This window comes from Vogesella sp. LIG4 (genome assembly GCF_900090205.1).
Lineage (GTDB): Bacteria > Pseudomonadota > Gammaproteobacteria > Burkholderiales > Chromobacteriaceae > Vogesella.
In genome coordinates this window covers 2,830,030-2,850,741 of the sequence record NZ_LT607802.1, presented here as the reverse complement: position 1 = coordinate 2,850,741, position 20,712 = coordinate 2,830,030, and the positions used below count along the sequence as shown (strand labels likewise).

At 64.3% G+C, this 20,712-nt stretch carries 22 protein-coding genes; 7 read left to right on the top strand and 15 right to left on the bottom strand.

The features are described from left to right. The first annotated feature begins 138 nt into the window (after positions 1 to 138). A complete protein-coding gene (locus PSELUDRAFT_RS13400) occupies positions 139 to 951 on the top strand; it encodes an ABC transporter substrate-binding protein (RefSeq protein ID WP_088967309.1) in 813 nt (270 codons plus the stop codon). Positions 952 to 1,038: 87 nt separating this feature from the next. On the opposite strand, the gene nagZ is transcribed toward PSELUDRAFT_RS13400, so the two are convergent. The 15 genes from nagZ to rpoE form a co-directional block, all read right to left on the bottom strand. Then, positions 1,039 to 2,124, bottom strand: coding sequence for a beta-N-acetylhexosaminidase (nagZ, locus tag PSELUDRAFT_RS13395; RefSeq protein ID WP_088967308.1), 1,086 nt, complete (start codon positions 2,122 to 2,124; stop codon positions 1,039 to 1,041). Positions 2,125 to 2,131: 7 nt separating this feature from the next. After that, complete coding sequence (acpS, locus tag PSELUDRAFT_RS13390; protein WP_088967307.1) at positions 2,132 to 2,527, bottom strand: holo-ACP synthase; 396 nt, start codon at positions 2,525 to 2,527, stop codon at positions 2,132 to 2,134. 10 nt (positions 2,528 to 2,537) lie between these two features. Next, positions 2,538 to 3,269: a pyridoxine 5'-phosphate synthase gene (gene pdxJ, locus PSELUDRAFT_RS13385; protein WP_088968498.1), complete on the bottom strand. Its 732-nt coding sequence runs from the start codon at positions 3,267 to 3,269 to the stop codon at positions 2,538 to 2,540. Positions 3,270 to 3,300: 31 nt separating this feature from the next. Continuing rightward, the gene (recO, locus tag PSELUDRAFT_RS13380) at positions 3,301 to 4,032 is read right to left on the bottom strand and encodes a DNA repair protein RecO (protein ID WP_088967306.1); all 732 of its coding nucleotides are present in this window, start codon (positions 4,030 to 4,032) and stop codon (positions 3,301 to 3,303) included. Continuing rightward, positions 4,013 to 4,378 carry an antibiotic biosynthesis monooxygenase gene (locus PSELUDRAFT_RS13375; protein WP_088967305.1) on the bottom strand — a complete coding sequence of 122 codons (366 nt, stop codon included), beginning with the start codon at positions 4,376 to 4,378 and terminating at the stop codon, positions 4,013 to 4,015. The genes recO and PSELUDRAFT_RS13375 overlap by 20 nt, the downstream gene beginning before the upstream one ends. 27 nt (positions 4,379 to 4,405) lie before the next feature. Then, positions 4,406 to 5,296, bottom strand: coding sequence for a GTPase Era (gene era / locus PSELUDRAFT_RS13370; RefSeq protein WP_088967304.1), 891 nt, complete (start codon positions 5,294 to 5,296; stop codon positions 4,406 to 4,408). Then, a complete protein-coding gene (gene rnc, locus PSELUDRAFT_RS13365) occupies positions 5,293 to 6,006 on the bottom strand; it encodes a ribonuclease III (protein ID WP_088967303.1) in 714 nt (237 codons plus the stop codon). The genes era and rnc overlap by 4 nt, the downstream gene beginning before the upstream one ends. Positions 6,007 to 6,009: 3 nt before the next feature. Next, on the bottom strand, positions 6,010 to 6,384 hold the full coding sequence (locus PSELUDRAFT_RS13360; RefSeq protein WP_088967302.1) for a DUF4845 domain-containing protein: 375 nt from the start codon (positions 6,382 to 6,384) through the stop codon (positions 6,010 to 6,012). Between the two features lie 20 nt (positions 6,385 to 6,404). Continuing rightward, positions 6,405 to 7,367, bottom strand: coding sequence for a signal peptidase I (gene lepB, locus PSELUDRAFT_RS13355; RefSeq protein ID WP_088967301.1), 963 nt, complete (start codon positions 7,365 to 7,367; stop codon positions 6,405 to 6,407). Next, positions 7,368 to 9,161, bottom strand: a complete 1,794-nt coding sequence (lepA, locus tag PSELUDRAFT_RS13350) for a translation elongation factor 4 (RefSeq protein ID WP_088967300.1) — start codon at positions 9,159 to 9,161, stop codon at positions 7,368 to 7,370. A gap of 214 nt (positions 9,162 to 9,375) precedes the next feature. Further along, a complete protein-coding gene (locus PSELUDRAFT_RS13345; RefSeq protein WP_088967299.1) occupies positions 9,376 to 9,651 on the bottom strand; it encodes a glutaredoxin family protein in 276 nt (91 codons plus the stop codon). After that, positions 9,651 to 11,069: a DegQ family serine endoprotease gene (locus PSELUDRAFT_RS13340; protein ID WP_088967298.1), complete on the bottom strand. Its 1,419-nt coding sequence runs from the start codon at positions 11,067 to 11,069 to the stop codon at positions 9,651 to 9,653. The genes PSELUDRAFT_RS13345 and PSELUDRAFT_RS13340 overlap by 1 nt, the downstream gene beginning before the upstream one ends. A gap of 117 nt (positions 11,070 to 11,186) precedes the next feature. Further along, positions 11,187 to 12,131, bottom strand: a complete 945-nt coding sequence (locus tag PSELUDRAFT_RS13335) for a MucB/RseB C-terminal domain-containing protein (protein ID WP_088967297.1) — start codon at positions 12,129 to 12,131, stop codon at positions 11,187 to 11,189. Further along, on the bottom strand, positions 12,131 to 12,613 hold the full coding sequence (locus PSELUDRAFT_RS13330; RefSeq protein ID WP_088967296.1) for a sigma-E factor negative regulatory protein: 483 nt from the start codon (positions 12,611 to 12,613) through the stop codon (positions 12,131 to 12,133). Before PSELUDRAFT_RS13330 ends, PSELUDRAFT_RS13335 begins: the two co-directional genes overlap by 1 nt. 4 nt (positions 12,614 to 12,617) lie before the next feature. Continuing rightward, complete coding sequence (gene rpoE / locus PSELUDRAFT_RS13325) at positions 12,618 to 13,217, bottom strand: RNA polymerase sigma factor RpoE (protein WP_088967295.1); 600 nt, start codon at positions 13,215 to 13,217, stop codon at positions 12,618 to 12,620. 442 nt (positions 13,218 to 13,659) lie between these two features. On the opposite strand from rpoE, the gene prpB reads away from it, so the two are divergent. The 6 genes from prpB to prpF all read left to right on the top strand — a co-directional run bounded on the left by prpB (position 13,660) and on the right by prpF (position 20,644). After that, entirely contained in the window at positions 13,660 to 14,532 is an 873-nt protein-coding gene (gene prpB / locus PSELUDRAFT_RS13320) for a methylisocitrate lyase (protein ID WP_088967294.1), read from the top strand. A gap of 3 nt (positions 14,533 to 14,535) precedes the next feature. Beyond that, complete coding sequence (locus PSELUDRAFT_RS13315) at positions 14,536 to 14,913, top strand: cupin domain-containing protein (RefSeq protein WP_088967293.1); 378 nt, start codon at positions 14,536 to 14,538, stop codon at positions 14,911 to 14,913. Between the two features lie 2 nt (positions 14,914 to 14,915). Further along, positions 14,916 to 16,067, top strand: coding sequence for a 2-methylcitrate synthase (prpC, locus tag PSELUDRAFT_RS13310; protein WP_088967292.1), 1,152 nt, complete (start codon positions 14,916 to 14,918; stop codon positions 16,065 to 16,067). A gap of 5 nt (positions 16,068 to 16,072) precedes the next feature. Continuing rightward, positions 16,073 to 16,660 (top strand): putative glycolipid-binding domain-containing protein, encoded by a 588-nt coding sequence (locus PSELUDRAFT_RS13305; protein ID WP_088967291.1) that lies wholly within the window; start codon positions 16,073 to 16,075, stop codon positions 16,658 to 16,660. A 27-nt stretch (positions 16,661 to 16,687) separates the two neighbouring features. Further along, positions 16,688 to 19,285, top strand: coding sequence for a Fe/S-dependent 2-methylisocitrate dehydratase AcnD (acnD, locus tag PSELUDRAFT_RS13300; protein ID WP_179947545.1), 2,598 nt, complete (start codon positions 16,688 to 16,690; stop codon positions 19,283 to 19,285). A gap of 159 nt (positions 19,286 to 19,444) precedes the next feature. After that, the gene (gene prpF / locus PSELUDRAFT_RS13295) at positions 19,445 to 20,644 is read left to right on the top strand and encodes a 2-methylaconitate cis-trans isomerase PrpF (RefSeq protein WP_088967289.1); all 1,200 of its coding nucleotides are present in this window, start codon (positions 19,445 to 19,447) and stop codon (positions 20,642 to 20,644) included. Positions 20,645 to 20,712 lie beyond the last annotated feature (68 nt).

Sequence of the window (20,712 nt, the reverse complement as noted above, 5' to 3'; positions counted from 1 at the left end):
CGGCGCCATGGCAGTTGCCGCCGGCGCACAATGCAAAAATTCTTTTAATTGGATCAAATAATCAAAGCCTGCGCGCTTGCCCTCCCCCTGCCGCTTACCTAGACTGACGAGCTGTAATCGAAGTACAGCCCACCCAATATGCGAATTTTCAAGCGTTTGCTGCCTTACCACCTGCATGCACTGCTCGCCGTTGCAGGCCTGCTGGCGTGTCAGCAAGCCATTGCCTCGGTCCCCTGTGCGCGCCTGGTTGCTTCCGGCAACCCGGAGTACCCGCCATACCTGTGGGTGGACCCGAATGACGACAAGCGCCTGATCGGCGCCGCCGCCGACATGATGCAGATGCTGTCGCGTGAAGTCGGCATTCCGATCAGCATCAACTACGGCGGGCCATGGGCGCGGGTGCAGAAATCGGTACGCGATGGCCGCATCGACCTGATTGCCGGCGCCTTCTTCACCCAGCCGCGCCGCCAGTACATGAGCTACATCCAGACGCCGCTCACCATCACCCGCACCGCGATCTGGATGCGCGACAGCAAGCCGTTCAACTACACCCGCTGGCTGGACCTGGTGGGCTACCGCGGCGTTACCGTGGTGAACAACAGCTTCGGCGAAGAATTCGACCGCTTTGCCGAGCACAGCCTGAACATCGAAACCGTGGGCAGTGTGGAAAATGCGCTGCGCATGCTGAGCATGGGCCGCGCCGATTACCTGATCTACGAGGACGCACCGGCCCAGGCCTACGCCAACCGCCTGGGGCTGCAGAACCTGAAAACCGCCAGCGGCACCATCACCCGCGAGCCGCTGTACCTGACGCTGGGCCACCAGTCGTCCTGCTTCAGCGACGAGCTGTACCAGCGCCTGAACAAGGCGATGAAAAAGCTGGTGGACAGCAAGGTGATGGAGCAGCTGATCGAAAAGAACCAGCAGCGCTGGCGCGAGGAAGGCAACTAGCGCCTTGCGGCCAACCTTGCCATGGCCCGACAAGCAAAAAGCCCAACCATACGGTTGGGCTTTTGCATGACGACAGCCGGATGCGGCTCAGTAGGCCTCACCGACGATAGGCCCCTGCAGCGTTTCGCGCGGCAGCCCCAGTTGCAGCACCGCCTGCTGCGCGGCGCGGAATGCCTCGCTGCCCAGCAGCGCCTGCCAGTCGGCCACCTCGCCCTGCCCGGCCATGCGCGCCAGACGCTCGGCCAGCTTGGGCAGTTGCGGCGGCACCAGCCGCGCCAGCAGCTCGTCGGCCAGCTCCGGGCGGTTGCACACCAGCGCCATGTCACAGCCGGCGGCAAATGCCGCTTCGGCGCGCGCCACGATGTCGCCGACACCGGCGGCGCCTTCCATGGTCAGGTCGTCGGAGAAGATGGCGCCGTCAAAGCCCAGCTCGGCGCGCAGGATGTCCTGCAGCCACACGCGCGAAAAACCGGCCGGCTGGCTGTCCACCGCCGGATACACCACGTGCGCCGGCATCACCGAGGCCATGCCGGCGGCGGCCAGCGCGGCGAACGGCTTGAGGTCGTCGGTACGCAGCGCGTCCAGGCTGCGCGCATCCACCGGAATCACGTGGTGGCTGTCGCCCTCGACAAAGCCGTGGCCGGGGAAGTGCTTGCCGCAGCTGCCCATGCCGCCGCGCTGCAGGCCACGCTGCAGCGCCACGGCCAGTGCCGATACCACCGCCGGGTCGCGGTGGAAGCTGCGGTTGCCGATGACCGCGCATTGGCCCCAGTCCAGGTCCAGCACCGGGGTGAACGACAGGTCCACACCGCAGGCGCGCAGTTCGGCGGCCAGCACGTAGCCGACGTTGTCGGCGGCGGCTTCCGCCGCTGTCGCGCCGGCGCTGTCCCACAACTGGCCCAGCAGCTGCATCGGCGGCAGACGGGTGAAGCCGTCGATGAAGCGTTGCACACGGCCGCCTTCGTGGTCGACGGCGATCAGCAGCGCCGGGCTGCGCAAGGCGCGAATCTCGGCGGTGAGCGCCTTGAGCTGCTCGATATCCTGGAAATTGCGGCGGAACAGGATCACGCCACCCACCAGCGGGTGGCACAGGCGCTGGCGTTCTTCGTCGCTCAGGCTGAAGCCGGCCACGTCCGCCATTACCGGGCCGCAGGGCAGTTGCTTTGTCGTCATGTCTGGCTCACAGGTTGGCCGCACCGGCGGTTTCGCAAACCACGAACGCCAGTGCATGTTGTTGTTCGTCGGAAATCGACAGGTGCACGCTGACAATGCCGCGTGCCTCGATATACGCCTTCAGCGGCTCGTCGAAGGCGAACATCGGCTTGCCCAGCGTGTCGTGGGTCACGGCGATGGCGGTGAGCAGCACCGGCTCGCGGATGCCGGTGCCCAGCGCCTTGCCCAGCGCCTCCTTGGCGGCAAAGCGCTTGGCCAGGAAGCGCGCCGGCTTTGCCGCCTGCGCCAGCTCTTCGCGCTCCGGCGCGGCCAATAGCCGGCGGCCGATTTCCTGCCCCCAGCGCGCATACATCGCCTCGAAGCGTTCGATGCGGGCGATATCGGTACCGATGCCGTAGATCATCGCTACCGCCTTACTGGCCCTGGCGGCCTTCGATCATCAGCGCCTTCATTTCGCGCACCGCGTTGGCAAAGCCCACCATCAGCGCGTGGCTCACCAGCGCATGGCCGATGTTCAGCTCGGCGATTTCCGCGATGGCGGCGATCGGCTTCACGTTATGGTAGTTCAGGCCGTGGCCGGCGTTCACCACCATGCCCAGATGCGCACCGAACACCGCGGCGTCGCGGATGCGCGCCAGCTCGGCTGCCTGCTCCTCGTGCTTGAAGTCGGCATGGGCGTAGGCGCCGGTGTGCAGCTCGATCACCCGTGCGCCGGCATCCCAGGCGGCCTGGATCTGCTCCTGGTCCGGGTCGATGAAGATGGACACGCGGATGCCGGCCTCGGTCATCTGGCGGGTAAAGTCGCGCACCAGATCGAAGTAGCGGATCACGTCCAGCCCGCCTTCGGTGGTGACTTCCTCGCGCTTTTCCGGCACCAGGCATACGTCTTCAGGCTTCACGCGCAGCGCATTGGCCAGCATCTCGTCGGTCAGGGCCATTTCCAGGTTCATGCGTGTCTTGATGGTGGCGCGCATGGCGTCCACGTCGTGATCCTGGATGTGGCGGCGGTCCTCGCGCAGGTGCAGGGTAATCAGGTCGGCGCCGCTGGATTCGGCTACCAGTGCAGCCTCGATCGGGCTGGGGAAACGGGTGCCGCGCGCCTGGCGCAGGGTGGCGACGTGGTCGATGTTGACACCGAGCAGGATCATGATTTGTCTCTCTCCGTGACTGCGCCGGCTACTCGGCCAGCGCGTATAAAGTGGTCAGTAATTCGCGGGTGGCCAGCGGCTGCTGCCCCAGCAGCTCGTCCAGCAGCACGCGGGTGAGCAGGCGGGCATCGCGCCGGGTCTGCGCCAGGGTGAGGTCTCCCGCCGCCAGTGCCAGCAGGCTGGCACCGCTCAGGACGCAGCTGCGGGCCGGCGGACGTTCGATCGGCGCCACCCGCTGCGGCGCCTCGCCGAAGCGGCACAGATAGCTGGCTTCCGGCTGCAGCGCCTGACCGGCGGTGTCTGCGGCCAACTCCGGCGCATAGCCCAGCAAGGCCAGCAGCGCCAGCTCGAAGCGGCGCAGTACATTGCTGAATGTTTCGTCGCCAGCCAGGGTGCGCACGCTGCGATCGTACAGTTTGAACAGTTCCGGCGCCGGGTCGTCGCGCGGCGCCAGGCGCAGCACCAGTTCGTTCAGGTAGTAGCCACACACCAGGCGCTCGCCGGCGAACTGCGGCACACCGCCGCGCCAGTCGGCCACGTGCAGGGTGCGCAATTCGCCCTTGCCGAACCAGGACAGCTGCAGCGGCTGGAATGGCAACAGCAGGCCGCGCAGGTCGGAGCGCGGGCGACGTGCGCCGCGTGCCACCAGGGTGAAACGGCCGTGATCGCGGCTCAGCACCTCCACCAGCAGGCTGGTTTCCTTGTAGGGCTGGGTGTGCAGTACGTAGGCCGGCTGGCGGTCAACCTTGCCCGGCTGCATCGCCCCGCTCCGGCCGCTGCCAGACTTTGGCGCGCGCCACCTGCGCTACCCGCAGCGCCAGGCCGGCATACCAGCGGGCAAAGCCCTGCTGCTGCGCCAGGCGGTGCTCGGCATCGGCCTTCCAGGCGGCAATCGCCTGTTCGCTGGCCCAGTAGGAGACGGTGATGCCGAAGCCGTCGGCATCGCGCGCGCTCTCGGCACCGAGAAAGCCCGGCTGCTCGCCGGCCAGCTGCACCATGCGCGCGGCCATGTCGCCATAGCCGTCGTCGCCACCACCATCACCGGTAGTGCGCTGGCTGCTGAAGATCACCGCCCAGTACGGCGGTTCGGGAGTATTCGCAAACATGCGGCCAACCTTGCTGTGGCTTGTGGCTCAGTTGATGCCGAAATCGCGCAGGAAGCGCACGTCGTCGGCCCAACCGGATTTCACCTTCACCCACACTTCCAGGAACACCTTGCAGTCGAACAGCTGCTCCATGTCCAGGCGTGCCTCGGTGGAGATTTTCTTCAGCTTCTCGCCGCCGCGGCCGATGACGATGGGCTTCTGCCCTTCCTTGTCCACCAGCACCGCCACGTAGATGCGGAACATGCTGCCGTCAACTTCGAACGACTCCACTTCCACGTTCATCTCGTACGGCAGTTCCTCGCCCAGGTAGCGGAACAGCTTCTCGCGCACGATCTCGCCGGCGAGGAAGCGCTGGGTTTTGTCGGTGACCATGTCTTCCGGGTACAGCGGCACCGATTCCGGCAGGTGCGGGCGCACCTTTTCCAGCAGTTCGCCCAGGCGCTGGCCGTGCTTGGCGCTGACTACCTCGACATCGGCGAACGGGAACTCGGCCTGGGCCTCCTCGATGAAGGCGGACAGCGCCAGGCGATCCTTGGCCTTGTCCAGCTTGTTCAGCACCAGGATCACCGGGGTTTTCTTCGGCAGCAGTGCGATCACTTCGCGGTCGGCCGCGGACAGGCGCATCGCTTCCAGCACGAACAGCACGCAGTCCACGTTGGCCAGCGAATCCTTGACGCTGTTGTTCAGCGTCTCGTTCAGCGCGCCCTTGTGGTAGGTCTGGAAGCCGGGGGTATCGACAAACACGAACTGCGCAGCAGGCTCGGTGTAGATGCCGTTGACGCGGTGGCGCGTGGTTTGCGCCTTCTTGGAGGTGATGCTGATCTTCTGGCCGATGAGATGGTTCATCAGCGTGGATTTGCCGACGTTGGGGCGGCCAACGATGGCGACGAAGCCACAACGGTACGGGATGTCACTCATGATGTCTTTTTCTTGCCTGCGGCAAAATGTTGCTCCAGCAGCTGCAGCGCCACATCGGCGGCCTGCTGCTCGGCACCGCGACGGCTGCTGCCCTCGCCGGTGGTGATGATGGCCAGTTCGCCCAGGTCGCACTGCACGCGGAACGACTGCTCGTGCGCTTCGCCGTTCTGCGCCAGGATGGTGTAGCGCGGCAGCGGCAGACGCCGCGCCTGCAATGCCTCCTGCAGCCGGGTCTTGGCGTCCTTGGCATGACGGGTGGGGTCGATGCCGGCAACGCGGCCAGCATACAGCCGGCGCACCACCTGCTCGGCGGCCTGGAAATCGCGGTCGAAGCTGATGGCGGCAAAGGTGGCCTCCACTGCATCGGCCAGGATGGACGGCCGGTTGTAGCCGCCGCTTTTCAGCTCGCCCTCGCCCAGGTACAGGTAGTCGCCCAGCTTCAGCTCCTGCGCGATCTCGGCCAGGGTGTTCTGGTTGACCAGGTTGGCACGCAAGCGCGACAGCTCGCCTTCGCTCAGCTTGGGAAACTGATCGAACAGCATGCGCGCCACGGTGTAGTTGAGAATGCTGTCACCAATGAACTCGAAGCGTTCATTGTTGGGCATGCCGAAACTGCGATGGGTCAGCGCCTGCTTCAGCAGCTCCTGCTTCTCAAAAAAATAATCCAGCGCCGTACTCAGGCGCCGGAAGCGGTTGTCTTGTTGATTCACGGTTTATTTGGTTTGGTCCAGTACCGGTACAGAGCCTGCCTGATACTCGAAGTGGAATACCAGCTTGATGTCTTTCACGATAGGCACGTCGGTATCGTAACGTACCCCAACCCCCAGCTTGCCGCCGGAGCTGGTTACCAGCAGATCACGCGTCTTCACCGCCTTGATATCCTGCACAGTGGCATGGTTCTCGAATGCGCGACGCACGTCGGGTTCCGTCTGCTCCTGGTCGACAGAAATTTCGTCAACCGTACGCTTGATGGTGCCGTACTCGGTGTATACCGGCAGCACCTTCAACACACCGAACAGCACCACTGCTGCCACCATGGCGAATGCCAGCACCACCAGGAAGGAAAAACCGCCCTGCGAACGCTTCATCTCCAGCCCTTTCCGATTACTCAGTGAATACGGGTGCCAATACGCGACAGGTCGCCGAAGTTCATCCAGATCAGGAAGGCCTTGCCTACCAGCAGACGGTCTTCGACAAAGCCCCAGTAACGGCTGTCCTCGCTGTTGTCACGATTGTCACCCATCATGAAATACTGACCTTGCGGTACTTTGCAAGTAAAACCGTCATCGCGGTACTCGCAGTTTTCATGCCCCGGGAACGGGCGCACACCATTGGGGAAATACACCGGCTTGTCCGGCTCCACCAGGGTGTGGAAGGATTTACCGCTGATCTGCTCGGTAAACTGCTGGGCGCGAATCATCGCCAGCCCTTTTTCCAGATATTCCACTTCACCGGCGGCCACGTGGGCTACCGGTTTGCCGTTAAGGCTCAGCTGCTTGTCGCGGTACACCACCACGTCACCCGGCGTGCCGATGACGCGCTTGATGAAGTTGATGCGCTCGTTCTCCGGGTAGTTGAACACCACCACGTCGCCGCTTTGCACCTTGCCCATCGGCAGCATCACCTGGTTACCCACCGGCACGCGCAGACCGTAGTTGAACTTGTTCACCAGGATGAAATCGCCCACCACCAGGCCCGGCCGCATGGAGCTGGACGGAATCTGGAACGGCTCGGCCACGAAGGAGCGCAGCAGGAACACCACGGCGATGATGGGGAAGAACCCGCGCGGGAAGTCGATGTAGTGCGGAGCACGCTCGCCCGGTGCACGTTTTCTGGCCAGCAGCCACTTGTCCAGCGCCCAGATCACACCGGTCACCAGCACGATGATCAGCATCACCGCGCCAAAGCTCATGTAATCCGACAGCAGGCCGAACACGCCACCCAGCAGGGCCAGATAGCCCCACTCCACCGAGGCAGCCGGCGAGCCGTCTTCGTTCTTGGCCGCAAACACGATCAGCAGTACGCCGACAACGGCCAGCACCAGCCATACCCACACCAGGTTCGTACCCATTTACTTGTCCCCTACCTGCAGAATTGCCAGGAAAGCCTCCTGCGGGATTTCCACGTTGCCCACCTGCTTCATGCGCTTCTTACCGGCCTTCTGCTTTTCCAGCAGTTTTTTCTTACGGGTGATGTCACCGCCGTAACACTTGGCCAGTACGTTCTTGCGCAGCGCCTTGACCGTTTCGCGCGAAATAATATGGCTGCCGATGGCTGCCTGCACCGCGATATCGAACATCTGGCGCGGAATCAGCTCACGCATCTTGGCTACCAGCTCGCGGCCACGATACACGCTGGTGGCACGATGCACGATCAGGCTCAGGGCATCCACCTTTTCGCCATTGACCAGCACATCCAGCTTCACCAGATCAGCCGCCTGGAACTCCTTGAACTCGTAGTCCAGCGAGGCATAACCACGGCTGGTGGACTTGAGCTTGTCAAAGAAGTCCATCACCACTTCGTTCATCGGCAGGTCGTACTTCAGCATTACTTGGCGGCCCATGTACTGCATATTGCGCTGTACGCCACGCTTCTGGTTGCACAGGGTCATCACCGAGCCGACGTAGTCCTGCGGCACCAGGATGGTGGCGGTAATGATGGGCTCGCGCAGCTCATCGTACTTACCCGCTTCCGGCATCTTGGACGGGTTGGACACTTCACTGATCGTACCGTCCTTCATCACCACTTCGTAGATCACGGTTGGCGCGGTGGTAATGAGGTCCATGTCGAACTCGCGCTCGAGACGTTCCTGCACGATTTCCAGATGCAACAGACCGAGGAAGCCGCAACGGAAGCCAAAACCCAGCGCCTGCGACACTTCCGGCTCGTATTTCAGCGAAGCATCGTTCAGCTGCAGTTTTTCCAGCGCGTCACGCAGCGATTCGTAATCGTGGCTTTCCACCGGGTACAGGCCGGCGAACACCTGCGACTGCACTTCCTTGAAGCCAGGCAGCGGCTCGGCGGCCGGGTTGTTCATCAGGGTGATGGTGTCGCCCACCTTGGCAGATTTCAGTTCCTTGATACCGGCGATCACGAAGCCCACTTCACCGGCACTCAGCGCCTCGCGCTGTTCCGATTTCGGCGTGAACACGCCCACCTGTTCGCACAGGTGCTCGGCCTGGGTGGCCATGAACTTGATCTTGTCCTTGGGCTTGAGCTGGCCATCGATCACGCGCACCAGCATCACCACGCCGACGTAGTTGTCGAACCAGGAGTCGATGATCAGCGCCTTCAGCGGGCCATCCGGGTTGCCTTCCGGCGGCGGAATCTTGCTGACCACGGTTTCGAGGATGTCCTCGATGCCGATGCCGGACTTGGCGGAAGCACGCACCGCATCGATGGCCTCGATGCCGATGATGTCCTCGATCTCCTGGCTCACGCGCTCCGGGTCGGCCGCCGGCAGGTCGATCTTGTTCAGTACCGGCACCACTTCCACACCCAGCTCGATGGCGGTGTAGCAGTTGGCTACGGTCTGCGCTTCCACGCCCTGCGAGGCATCCACCACCAAGAGCGCGCCTTCGCAGGCGGACAGCGAACGCGACACTTCGTAGGAGAAGTCCACGTGACCCGGGGTGTCGATCAGGTTCAGGTTGTACACCTGGCCGTCGCGCGCCTTGTATTGCAGCGCCGCGGTCTGCGCCTTGATGGTGATGCCGCGCTCTTTCTCGATATCCATCGAGTCGAGCACCTGAGCACTCATTTCACGTTGTTCCAGGCCACCGCAAAACTGGATGAAGCGGTCGGCCAGCGTCGATTTGCCATGGTCGATATGGGCAATAATCGAGAAATTTCGGATATGTTTCATCGGAATCCAGCAAAAATTAAGGGCACACAAAGTGCCCTCAGGCTGCAAAGTGCCTGGTTCAAGTTCTATCGAACCCGGCAAGCCGGGCCGCTTCTGCCAGGTTATTGCCCCCGCAGCCTTCCTGTTTGCATCACAAAGCCCTTCCGCAGTGCGCAAGGGCTTTGTCAACAATCGCCGGGCACACAAATGCCCTTTATAAACACTGGCGCGGATTCTAGCCGATTTCGCCGCCCTGTGCAGCCAAGTGTTCCGGCTGCGGTGTTGTCAGGTATGCGGCCAACCTTGCTTCGTCCAGGTGCCAGTGGCAGATTTCCTGCTCGCCGTGCATCAGCACCGGCACCAGTTCGTTGAAGCGTTCCTCCAGCACCGGGTCGGCATCCACGTCCACCACGTCGATGGCAAAGCCGTACTGCTGCTGCCAGGGGCGCAGTCGTGCCAGCATGTCGTGGCACAGGCTGCAATACTCGCGAAAATACAGGGTCAGTTGCATCAGGGCTTGGCCTTTTCCGGTTTCAGGGCAATGAACAGCGGCTCGCCCTGGCGTAACACGCGCAGCGCCACGCTGCCACCAGCCGGCACCGCATTGATCGCCTGCTGCAGCTGCCCCACACTGGCGAGATCCTCGCCGGACACACCCACGATCACATCGCCCGCCTGCATCCCGGCATCGGCAGCCGGCCCCTGCACGCCACGCACCAGCAGGCCGAACTTCACGCCCAGCTTCTGCAGCTGCGCTGCAGGCAGCGCCTGCACCGACAGGCCGCTGCGGTTGCCCACGCTCTCCTCGCCCTGCGGTTTGCCGCGGTAGGCACGTTCGGCGGTGCGCGGGTCTTCGTCCTGCAGCTCGGCGGTCACCACCGACAGCTTGAGCAGCTTGCGGTTGCGCCACAGCTCCATGTCCACCTTGCTGCCGGGGCGGATGCTGCCCAGCATGCGCGGCAGATCGTCGCTGCTGTCCAGCAGCTCGCCGTTCAGGCGCAGCACCACATCACCGGACTTGATGCCCGCCTTGTCGGCCGGGCCGCCTTTTTCCACGTTGCTGATCAGCGTGCCCTTGGCATCCTGCAGGCCGAAGGAGGAAGCCAGTTCCTTGTTCAGCGGCTGGATGCCAACGCCGATGCGGCTACGGCTGACTTTACCGCCCTGCTTGAGCTGATCCACCACCGTCATCGCCACATCGATGGGAATGGCAAAGGAGATGCCCATGAAGCCGCCCGAGCGGCTGTAGATCTGCGAATTGATGCCGACTACTTCACCCTTCATATTGAACAGCGGGCCGCCGGAGTTGCCCGGGTTCACTGCCGCATCGGTCTGGATGAACGGCACATAGCTTTCATCCGGCAGGTGGCGCCCCTTGGCGGAGACAATGCCGGAAGTGACGGTGTTTTCAAAACCGAACGGCGAACCGATAGCCAGCACCCACTCGCCCACCTTCAGCGCATCCGATTTACCAAGCTGCACGAACGGCAGCCCCTTGGCGTCGATCTTCAGCAAGGCCACATCGGTACGCGCATCCGAGCCGATTACCTTGGCCTTGAACTCGCGGCGGTCGCCCAGGGTAACGATCATCTCGTCGGCATCGGCAATCACGTGCGCATTGGTCAGCACGTAACCGTCGGCGGACAGAATGAAACCGGAGCCCAGACCGCCAGTGCGGTACTCACGCAGCTGCGGCGGCGCAAACTGGCGGAAGAACTCGGAAAACGGGTCGTTTTCCATTCCCGGCGGCAACTCGCGCACCATCTGGCGCACCGTACCCACGGTACGGATATTCACCACGGCCTTGCCCTGCTCTTCCACCAGCTGGGTGAAATCGGGCAGCGAGGACAAGGGCGCAGACAGGACAACCGGGCTGGTCAACAATCCGGCCGTCAGCATGGCGGCGGCAATCAGCTTCTTGATCGGCATGTTGTGACAATCTCCATGGAAAATGGTGGGTAGGCGGTGCGACTGGCGACATGCGACCCTGGCACCAGCCGGCAAAGCCGGGCGCCAACTGTGGCGTACCGGCTTTGGCTTCGCTGTTTATTTTGGAACCAGGCGGATGTTCTTGAGCACGGACTGCAGGCCGGCCTCGGGCAGATCGCCCACCACCGTCACCAGTTGCTCACCCAGCCGGCGCGAGGCAACGCCGATGCCGTTGGGCGCGATCACCACCGGATGGGTCGCGGTATCGTTGCCCGCTTCTTCCACGAACAGCGACAGCTTGGCGAACCCGTCGGTATACACATAGTGCTGCACTGCCTGTTCATGCCCCGGCAGCGGCCGGCTCATGTAGCGCAGCAGGTGAAAGCCCGCCGGCATGCCCTTCACCTCCAGCGGCGGCACCGCCGAAGGCTGGGTAGCAATACCTCTGCCCAGCGGCAGCGCCTGCTTGTAGCGAGGCTTGAGCAGGGTCTTGTCGCGCTCGCCGGTGAGATCCAGCTCGGTAAACGCAAACTGCTCGATCACCTCGCCACGCACGCCCATGGTCACTGCTTTCAGCGGCAAGCCGGATACGGTATCGACGCACAGCTTCTGGGTGTAGCGGGTATTGCTCTCGCGCGGCTTGAGCTGCAGCCACTGGCAGTCGCGCTGCGCCACCCGGTCGCTGCCGCCACGGCTGATGCTGTAGGCCGCAGCCAGGTCGGTCTGCGCATCCGGCAGGATGGCCGGGAACAGCTTGACCGCGCTGAGCTTGGCAGCGCTCAGGGACTTGGTATCCGGCGCGTAGCAGGTAAGCTCGCCGCCATGGCGCACGATTTCCCGCGGCAAGCCATCGAGCGACTCGCGCCGCTCGCGCAGCAGGCCATCATCGTTGGCGCGGTAGATGCGGAAGGTTTCGAGCTCCCCGCCCAGCTGGTGGGAATAGGCAGCGGTGAAAGTCAGGGACTGACCGGCTACCGCCGCACGGCGCAGCAGCGACCAGTCATCCTCGGCCTGTGCCAGCAGCGGCACGGTGAACAACACACAGACAACAAACCGACGCATCAATGCCCACCCCCTGCCGCCGGCTGAACCAGGCCGACACGGGTCAGGCCATCCCCCAGCGCGCCATCCTGATGGGCGTCGAGGTATTGCTGGCTACCATCGGCCGCCACCTGCACCTGGCCAGCAGGCACCGCCTGCGCCACCAGGCCGGCATCCACCGAATGGCTCTGCCAGCTGTACCAGCCCACCACGCCGGCCAGCGCTACCGAGGCGGCCACGGCAAAGCGCGCCGCCGGTCTGGTCGCTAGCCTGGCGCGCGGCCGCGGTGCGAACACCGTCGGCTCGTCCGCCAGTCGCTGGCTGACCGCCTGACGCACATCCACCGACAACAGCGAACTGTTGCGCATGGCGTCACCGATCACGTGGTACTCCTGCCACAGCTGCTGCAGTTCGCTCTCGCTGGCCAGTTGCCTGATGAGTGGCGCGGCGTCCCTGTCGGCCAACTCACCGTCCATCAGGGCGGATAGTTTTTCATTCATCATCTGCTCACCATCTTTTGTTTTTTGCCGTATCCAGCAACGGACGCAACTCTGCCGCAATCGCTTCGCGTGCGCGGAAGATGCGCGAACGCACGGTACCGATCGGGCAATTCATTGCCACCGCGATCTCCTCGTAACTGAGGCCCTCCATTTCGCGCAGGGTGATCGCAGTACGCAATTCTTCCGGCAGACGGTCCACGGCTGCATTGACCGCGGCCAATATCTGCTGGTTCATCATCTCCGCTTCCGGCGTGTGGTAGTCCGGCACCTGGGCGGAGAGGTCCAGGCTTTCGCCGTCCTCGTCTTCCACCTCGGCACTGACCACCGGACGCCGCCCGGCAGAGGTCAGAAAGTTCTTGGCCGTATTGATACCGATCCGGTACAGCCAGGTATAGAACGCACTTTCGCCGCGGAACGATGGCAAGGCGCGGTAGGCCTTTACAAAGGCCTCCTGCGTCACGTCCTCGATATCGGCCGAATCCCGCAAAAAGCGGGACAACAGCCGCGACAGGCGGCGCTGATACTTGCTGACCAGCAAGTCGAACGCACGCTTTTCGCCGCGCTGGGCACGCTCCACCAATTGCTGATCGAGTTCTCGATCACTCATCGTTGTCATTAGCTCCCTGATTCGCCCCGCTGTTCTTGTTTGTTGCCACCTTGCGGCAGCACAGGGCACACGTATGACCCAGGGCCATTCGCTTAGTTCACCGCTATTGTTAGAGCCTGTTCAATGTTTTCTGGCCACTGCGCCGGCCCGGCAAACCACCGGATGCCAGGCAGAAAACCGCCACCGGGCGCGCCAAAACCAGGCCGGCCAACGTCACCGCCGGCCAGTTGCGGGGCAAGCCACCCCGGTTGCCGCCATGGCAGGCATTGAACGGGCGCTTGAGTTATACCCACGCAGGTGCGCCATTGAATCACGCCGGCCGGCACGCCGCCAGCCTGTTACCTGACCTCACAGCCACCGCGACAAAAAGTTGTTTTCCAAATAACCAAGCACTTGCTAGAATTTCACCCATAACGTTCCACTCAAAGGTTAGGAGACTCCAATGACCACCGCCGGCCAACGTTTCCGCGACGCAGTCGCCAATGAAAAACCCCTGCAGGTGGTAGGCACTGTCAATGCCTACGCCGCGCGCCTGGCCGAACACAGCGGCTTCAAGGCGCTGTACCTGTCCGGTGGCGGCGTGGCGGCCTGCTCCTGCGGCATTCCCGACCTGGGCATCACCACGCTGGAAGACGTGCTGATCGACGTGCGCCGCATTACCGACGTGACCGAGCTGCCGCTGCTGGTGGACATCGATACCGGCTGGGGCGGCGCCTTCAACATCGCCCGCGCCATACGCAGCCTGGAAAAAGCCGGCGCAGCCGCCGTGCATATCGAAGACCAGGTGCAGCAGAAGCGCTGTGGCCACCGCCCGAACAAGGCCATCGTCGGTCAGGACGAGATGGTGGACCGCGTCAAGGCTGCGGTAGACGCCCGCAAGCACGACATGGTGATCATGGCGCGCACCGATGCGCTGGCGGTGGAAGGCCTGGATGCCGCCCTCGAACGCGCGGTGGCCTGCGTGGACGCCGGCGCCGACATGATCTTCCCGGAAGCCATGACCGACCTGGCGATGTACAAGCAGTTCGCCGCCGCGGTGAAGGTGCCGGTGCTGGCCAATATCACCGAATTCGGCGCCACCCCGCTGTACACCACCCGGGAGCTGGGCGACAACGGCGTGAGCCTGGTGCTGTACCCGCTGTCCGCCTTCCGCGCCATGAGCAAGGCGGCGCTGGAAGTCTATGGCGCCATCCGCCAGGACGGCACCCAGCAGAACGTGATCGACAAGATGCAGACCCGCATGGAGTTGTACGACCACCTGGGCTATCACGATTACGAACAGAAGCTGGACGCGCTGTTCCGTCAGGAAAAATAAGCGATGACCCCGCCGCGCAACCTGTTGGCCGACATTCCGGCCACACTGCCGCAGGAGCAGTTCGACACCCTGCTGGCCGGCACGCGCGGCTTTCGCGTCGAGCGCATCGTGTCGCGCGGCCACGTATCGCCGCCCGGCTTCTGGTACGAGCAGCCGCAGCACGAATGGGTGCTGCTGCTGTCCGGCCATGCCGAGCTGGAATACGACGCACCGGCGGCGCGGCAAACGCTGCAAGTCGGCGACGCGGTGCTGATTCCGGCGCATCGCCGTCACCGCGTGGCCGCCACCGCGGCCGACACCGATACCGTATGGCTGGCGATCTTCCATGACGCCGAGCCAGCCGAACACAACCCCAATCAACACCAGCAGCAGGAGAAGTAAAGATGAGCGAGACCCTCCAAGTGCTTCCCAAAGCCAAGAAATCCGTCGCCCTGTCCGGCGTTGCCGCCGGCAACACCGCCCTGTGTACCGTTGGCCGCAGCGGCAACGACCTGCACTACCGCGGCTACGACATCCTGGATCTGGCCGCGCACTGCGAATTCGAGGAAGTGGCCTACCTGCTGGTGCACGGCAAGCTGCCAAACCAGGCCGAACTCACCGGCTACAAGAAAAAACTGAAGAGCCTGCGCGGCCTGCCGGCATCGGTGAAAGCGGTACTGGAAGCGCTGCCGGCTGCTGCCCACCCGATGGACGTAATGCGCAGCGGCGTATCCGCGCTGGGCTGCGCGCTGCCGGAGAAGGACGACCACAATATGGCCGGTGCCCGCGACATCGCCGACCGCCTGATGGCCAGCCTGGGTTCGATGCTGCTGTACTGGTACCACTTCAGCCACAACGGCAAGCGTATCGAAGTGGAAACCGATGACGACTCCATCGGCGGCCACTTCCTGCACCTGCTGCATGGCCAGAGGCCGTCCGAGCAGTGGGTGCGCGCCATGCACACCTCGCTCAACCTGTACGCCGAGCACGAATTCAACGCTTCCACCTTCGCCGCCCGCGTCATCGCCGGCACCGGCTCCGACATGTACAGCGCCATCACCGGCGCCATCGGCGCGCTGCGCGGCCCGAAACACGGCGGCGCCAACGAGGTGGCGTTCGAAGTACAGAAGCGCTACGAAACGCCGGACGAGGCCGAGGCCGACATCAAGGCCCGCGTGGAGCGCAAGGAAGTCGTGATCGGTTTCGGCCACCCGGTGTACACCATCAGCGACCCGCGCAACAAGGTCATCAAGGAAGTGGCGCGCGAGCTGTCACAGACTGCCGGCGACAGCAAGATGTTCGACATCGCCGCGCGTCTGGAAAGCGTGATGTGGGACATCAAGAAGATGTTCCCCAACCTGGACTGGTTCAGCGCCGTGAGCTACCACATGATGGGCGTGCCCACCGCCATGTTCACCCCGCTGTTCGTGATTGCCCGTACCAGCGGCTGGAGCGCGCACGTGATCGAGCAACGCATCGACGGCAAGATCATCCGCCCGTCGGCCAACTACACCGGGCCGGAAGACCAGGCCTTCGTACCGCTGGCGCAGCGCTGAGCCGCATGCTGCCGCCCGTCGCCAGCTGGCAGCGCACCGACGCGCCGGGGCTGGAAACCGTCAGCCTGACAGCAGGCGAGCAACTGGCCTTCAGCGCCAGCGGCCACCTGCTGCACCCGGCAGCGCAGCCGGTTTGCCTGAGCTACCGGCTGCAGGTTGGCCGCACCGGCCTGGTGGACAATGCCGAGTTCACCCTGCACGCCCCCGGGCCGCGCACGCTGAACCTGCTGCGCAACGTGGCGGGCCGCTGGCACGCCGACGGCGTGGCAATGCCGGCGTTCGACAGCTGCAGCGAGCTGGACCTGCAGTGCGGCGGCCTGACCAACGCACTGCCGATCCGCCGCCTGCAACTGGCGCCCGGCGACAGCGCGCAGCTGCAGGTGCTGTTCGTGCGCCTGCCGCAGCTGACGCTGGAAATCTGCCCGCAGCGGTACACCCGGCTGGCGGACGACGCACAAGGGCACGCGCGCTACCGCTATCAGTCACCCGGTTTCAGCGCCGAAATCTCGGTGGATTGCCACGGTCTTACCCTTTGCTACAGCGACTTTCTGCAGCGGCTGGCCGCTGACAGCAAGCCAGAACAACACGCCTGAACATCAGGCACCGGTCGAGAGATCATCATGAACACCCAATACCGCAAACCCCTGCCCGGCACCGCCCTCGACTACTTCGACGCGCAAGCCGCCGTCGAAGCCCTCAAGCCCGGTGCCTGGGCCGGCCTGCCCTACACCGCCCGCGTGCACGCCGAAAACATCGTCCGCCGTGCGGACCCGGCCATCATCAACGACTGCCTGCTGCAGCTGATCGAACGCAAGCGCGAGCGCGACTTTCCCTGGTTCCCGGCGCGTGTGGTGTGCCACGACATCCTCGGCCAGACCGCGCTGGTGGATCTGGCCGGCCTGCGTGACGCCATTGCCGACCAGGGCGGCGACCCGGCCAAGGTCAACCCGGTGGTGCCGGTACAGCTGATCGTCGACCATTCGCTGGCGGTGGAATGCGGCGGCTTCGACCCGGACGCCGTCCAGAAGAACCGCGACATCGAAGACCGCCGCAACGAAGACCGCTTCCACTTCATCAACTGGACCAAGACCGCGTTCGACAACGTGGACGTGATCCCGGCCGGCAACGGCATCATGCACCAGATCAACCTGGAGAAGATGTCGCCGGTGATCCACGCCGACAACGGCGTGGCCTACCCGGATACCTGCGTCGGCACCGACAGCCACACCCCGCACGTAGACGCGCTGGGCGTGATCGCGGTGGGCGTGGGTGGGCTGGAGGCCGAGAACGTGATGCTGGGCCGCGCCTCGTGGATGCGGCTGCCGGACATCGTCGGTGTTGAGCTTGCTGGCCGCCGCCAGCCCGGCATCACTGCCACCGACGTGGTGCTGGCGCTCACCGAATTCCTGCGCAAGGAAAAAGTAGTCGGCGCCTACCTGGAGTTCTACGGCGCAGGCGCCGCCAGCCTGACTATTGGTGACCGCGCCACGATTTCCAATATGGCCCCGGAATACGGCGCCACCGCCGCCATGTTCGCCATCGACAGCCAGACCCTGGACTACCTGCGCCTCACCGGCCGCAGCGACGAGCAGGTCAAGCTGGTGGAAACCTATGCCAGACAGGCCGGCCTGTGGGCCGACAGCCTGCGCCAGGTGCAGTACGAACGCGTGCTGCGCTTCGACCTGTCTAGCGTCACCCGCAACATGGCCGGCCCGTCCAACCCGCACAAGCGCCTGCCGACCTCTGCGCTGGCCGAACGCGGTATTGCGGCCAACCTTGCGGCCGCCCGCGAGCAGGAAGCCCACGGCCAGATGCCGGACGGCGCAGTGATCATCGCCGCCATCACCAGCTGCACCAACACCAGCAACCCGCGCAACGTGATCGCCGCCGGCCTGCTGGCGCGTAACGCCCGCAAACTCGGCCTGGTACGCAAGCCGTGGGTAAAAACCTCGCTGGCCCCTGGCTCCAAGGTAGTGAAGCTGTACCTGGAAGAAGCCGGCCTGCTGGAGGATCTGGAGGCGCTGGGCTTCGGCATCGTCGCCTACGCCTGCACCTCCTGTAACGGCATGTCCGGCGCACTGGACCCGAAAATCCAGCAGGAAATCATAGACCGCGACCTGTACGCCACCGCGGTGCTGTCCGGCAACCGCAACTTCGACGGCCGCATCCACCCGTATGCCAAGCAGGCCTTCCTGGCCTCGCCGCCGCTGGTGGTGGCCTACGCCATCGCCGGTACCGTGCGCTTCGATATCGAGCAGGACGTGCTGACCGTGGTGGACGGCAAGGAAGTCCGCCTCAAGGATATCTGGCCGAGCGACGAGGAGATTGACGCCATCGTGGCACGCGCGGTGAAGCCGGAACAGTTCAACCAGATCTACATCCCTATGTTCGAGAAGCACGCCACCGAGAAGGCCGCCTCGCCGCTGTACGACTGGCGCGAGATGTCCACCTACATCCGCCGCCCGCCGTACTGGGAAGGCGCGCTGGCCGGCGAGCGCACCTTGCGCGGCATGCGCCCGCTGGCACTGCTGCCGGACAACATCACCACCGACCACCTGTCGCCGTCCAACGCCATTCTGATGAACTCGGCGGCCGGCGAATACCTGCACAAGATGGGCTTGCCGGAGGAGGACTTCAACTCCTACGCCACCCACCGCGGCGACCACCTCACCGCGCAGCGCGCCACCTTCGCCAACCCGCAGCTGGTGAACGAAATGGCCGTGGTGGACGGCGAAGTGAAGAAAGGCTCGCTGGCGCGCGTGGAACCGGAAGGCAAGGTGATGCGCATGTGGGAAGCCATTGAAACCTATATGAACCGCAAGCAGCCGCTGATCATCGTGGCAGGCGCCGACTACGGCCAGGGCAGCTCGCGTGACTGGGCCGCCAAGGGCGTGCGCCTGGCCGGCGTGGAAGCCATCGTGGCCGAAGGCTTCGAGCGCATCCACCGCACCAACCTGATCGGCATGGGCGTGCTGCCGCTGGAGTTCAAGCCCGGCACCACGCGCAAGACGCTGGGCCTCGACGGCACCGAAACCTATGACGTGACCGGCAAGCTGACGCCGCGCACCGAGCTGACACTGGTGATCCATCGCCGTAACGGCGAAAGTGTGCAGGTGCCGGTGACCTGCCGCCTGGATTCGGATGAAGAGGTGTCGGTGTACGAAGCCGGCGGCGTGCTGCAACGCTTTGCCAAGGACTTCCTGCAGGCCCACGCCTGATCGTGCGCTGCGGCCAACCTGCAAAGGTTGGCCGCAAGCGGCGCGTAGGGTAGGCAAAGGCCATAGGCCGTGCCCACCGGCAAAATGTTATTGGTGGGCACGCTGCGCTTTGCCCACCCTACGCATTGAAGCCTTCACCCCATACACTCAGGAGCGACCATGGCTCACTCTCCCCAGACCCGCATCCCCGCCACCTACATCCGTGGCGGCACCAGCAAGGGCGTGTTCTTCCGGCTGCAGGATTTGCCGGAACGTTGCCAGCAGCCTGGCGCGGCGCGCGACAAACTGTTCATGCGTGTCATCGGCAGCCCGGACCCCTACTCCGCCCACATCGACGGCATGGGCGGCGCCACCTCCAGCACCAGCAAGTGCGTGATCCTGTCGAAAAGCACGCAGCCCGAGCACGACGTGGACTACCTGTACGGCCAGGTCGCCATCGACAAGGCCTTCGTGGACTGGAGCGGCAACTGCGGCAACCTGTCCACCGCCGCCGGCGCCTTTGCTATCCATGCCGGCCTGGTGGACCCGGCGCGCATTCCGGACAACGGCGTGTGCGTGGTGCGCATCTGGCAGGCCAATATCCACAAGACCATCATCGCCCATGTACCGGTAACCAACGGCCAGGTGCAGGAAACCGGCGATTTCGAGCTGGACGGTGTGACCTTCCCGGCGGCCGAGATCGTGCTGGAATTCATCGACCCATCCGACAAGGGGGCGGATGACGGCGACGAAGGCGGCAGCATGTTCCCCACCGGCAATCTGGTCGACACGCTGGAGGTGCCCGGTGTCGGCAGTTTCCAGGCCACCATGATCAGCGCCGGCATCCCCACGGTGTTCGTCAATGCGGCCGACATCGGCTACAGCGGCACCGAGCTGCGTGAGGCCATCAACAGCGACCCGGCGGCGCTGGCGAAATTCGAGGCCATCCGCGTGGCCGGCGCGCTGCGCATGGGGCTGATCAAAACGCCGGAGGAAGCCGCCACCCGTCAGCACACGCCGAAGATCGCCTTCGTGGCGCCGCCGGCCGACTACACCGCCTCCAGCGGCAAGCAGATCAAGGCTGGCGAGATCGACCTGCTGGTACGCGCGCTGTCCATGGGCAAGCTGCACCACGCCATGATGGGCACCGCCGCGGTGGCCATCGGCACCGCCGCCGCCATTCCCGGCACGCTGGTGAACCTGGCGGCCGGTGGTGGCGAGCGGCAGGCAGTGCGCTTCGGCCACCCGTCCGGCACGCTGCGCGTGGGCGCCGAAGCCCGGCAGATCGACGGCCAGTGGGTTGTCACCAAGGCGATCATGAGCCGCAGCGCCCGCATCCTGATGGAAGGCTGGGTACGGCTGCCATCCGACGCGTTCTGATGCGCCAGCCACGCCAGCCCAGAGCGCCCGGCCTTGTGCCGGGCTTTTTCATGCTGCCATGACCCGCA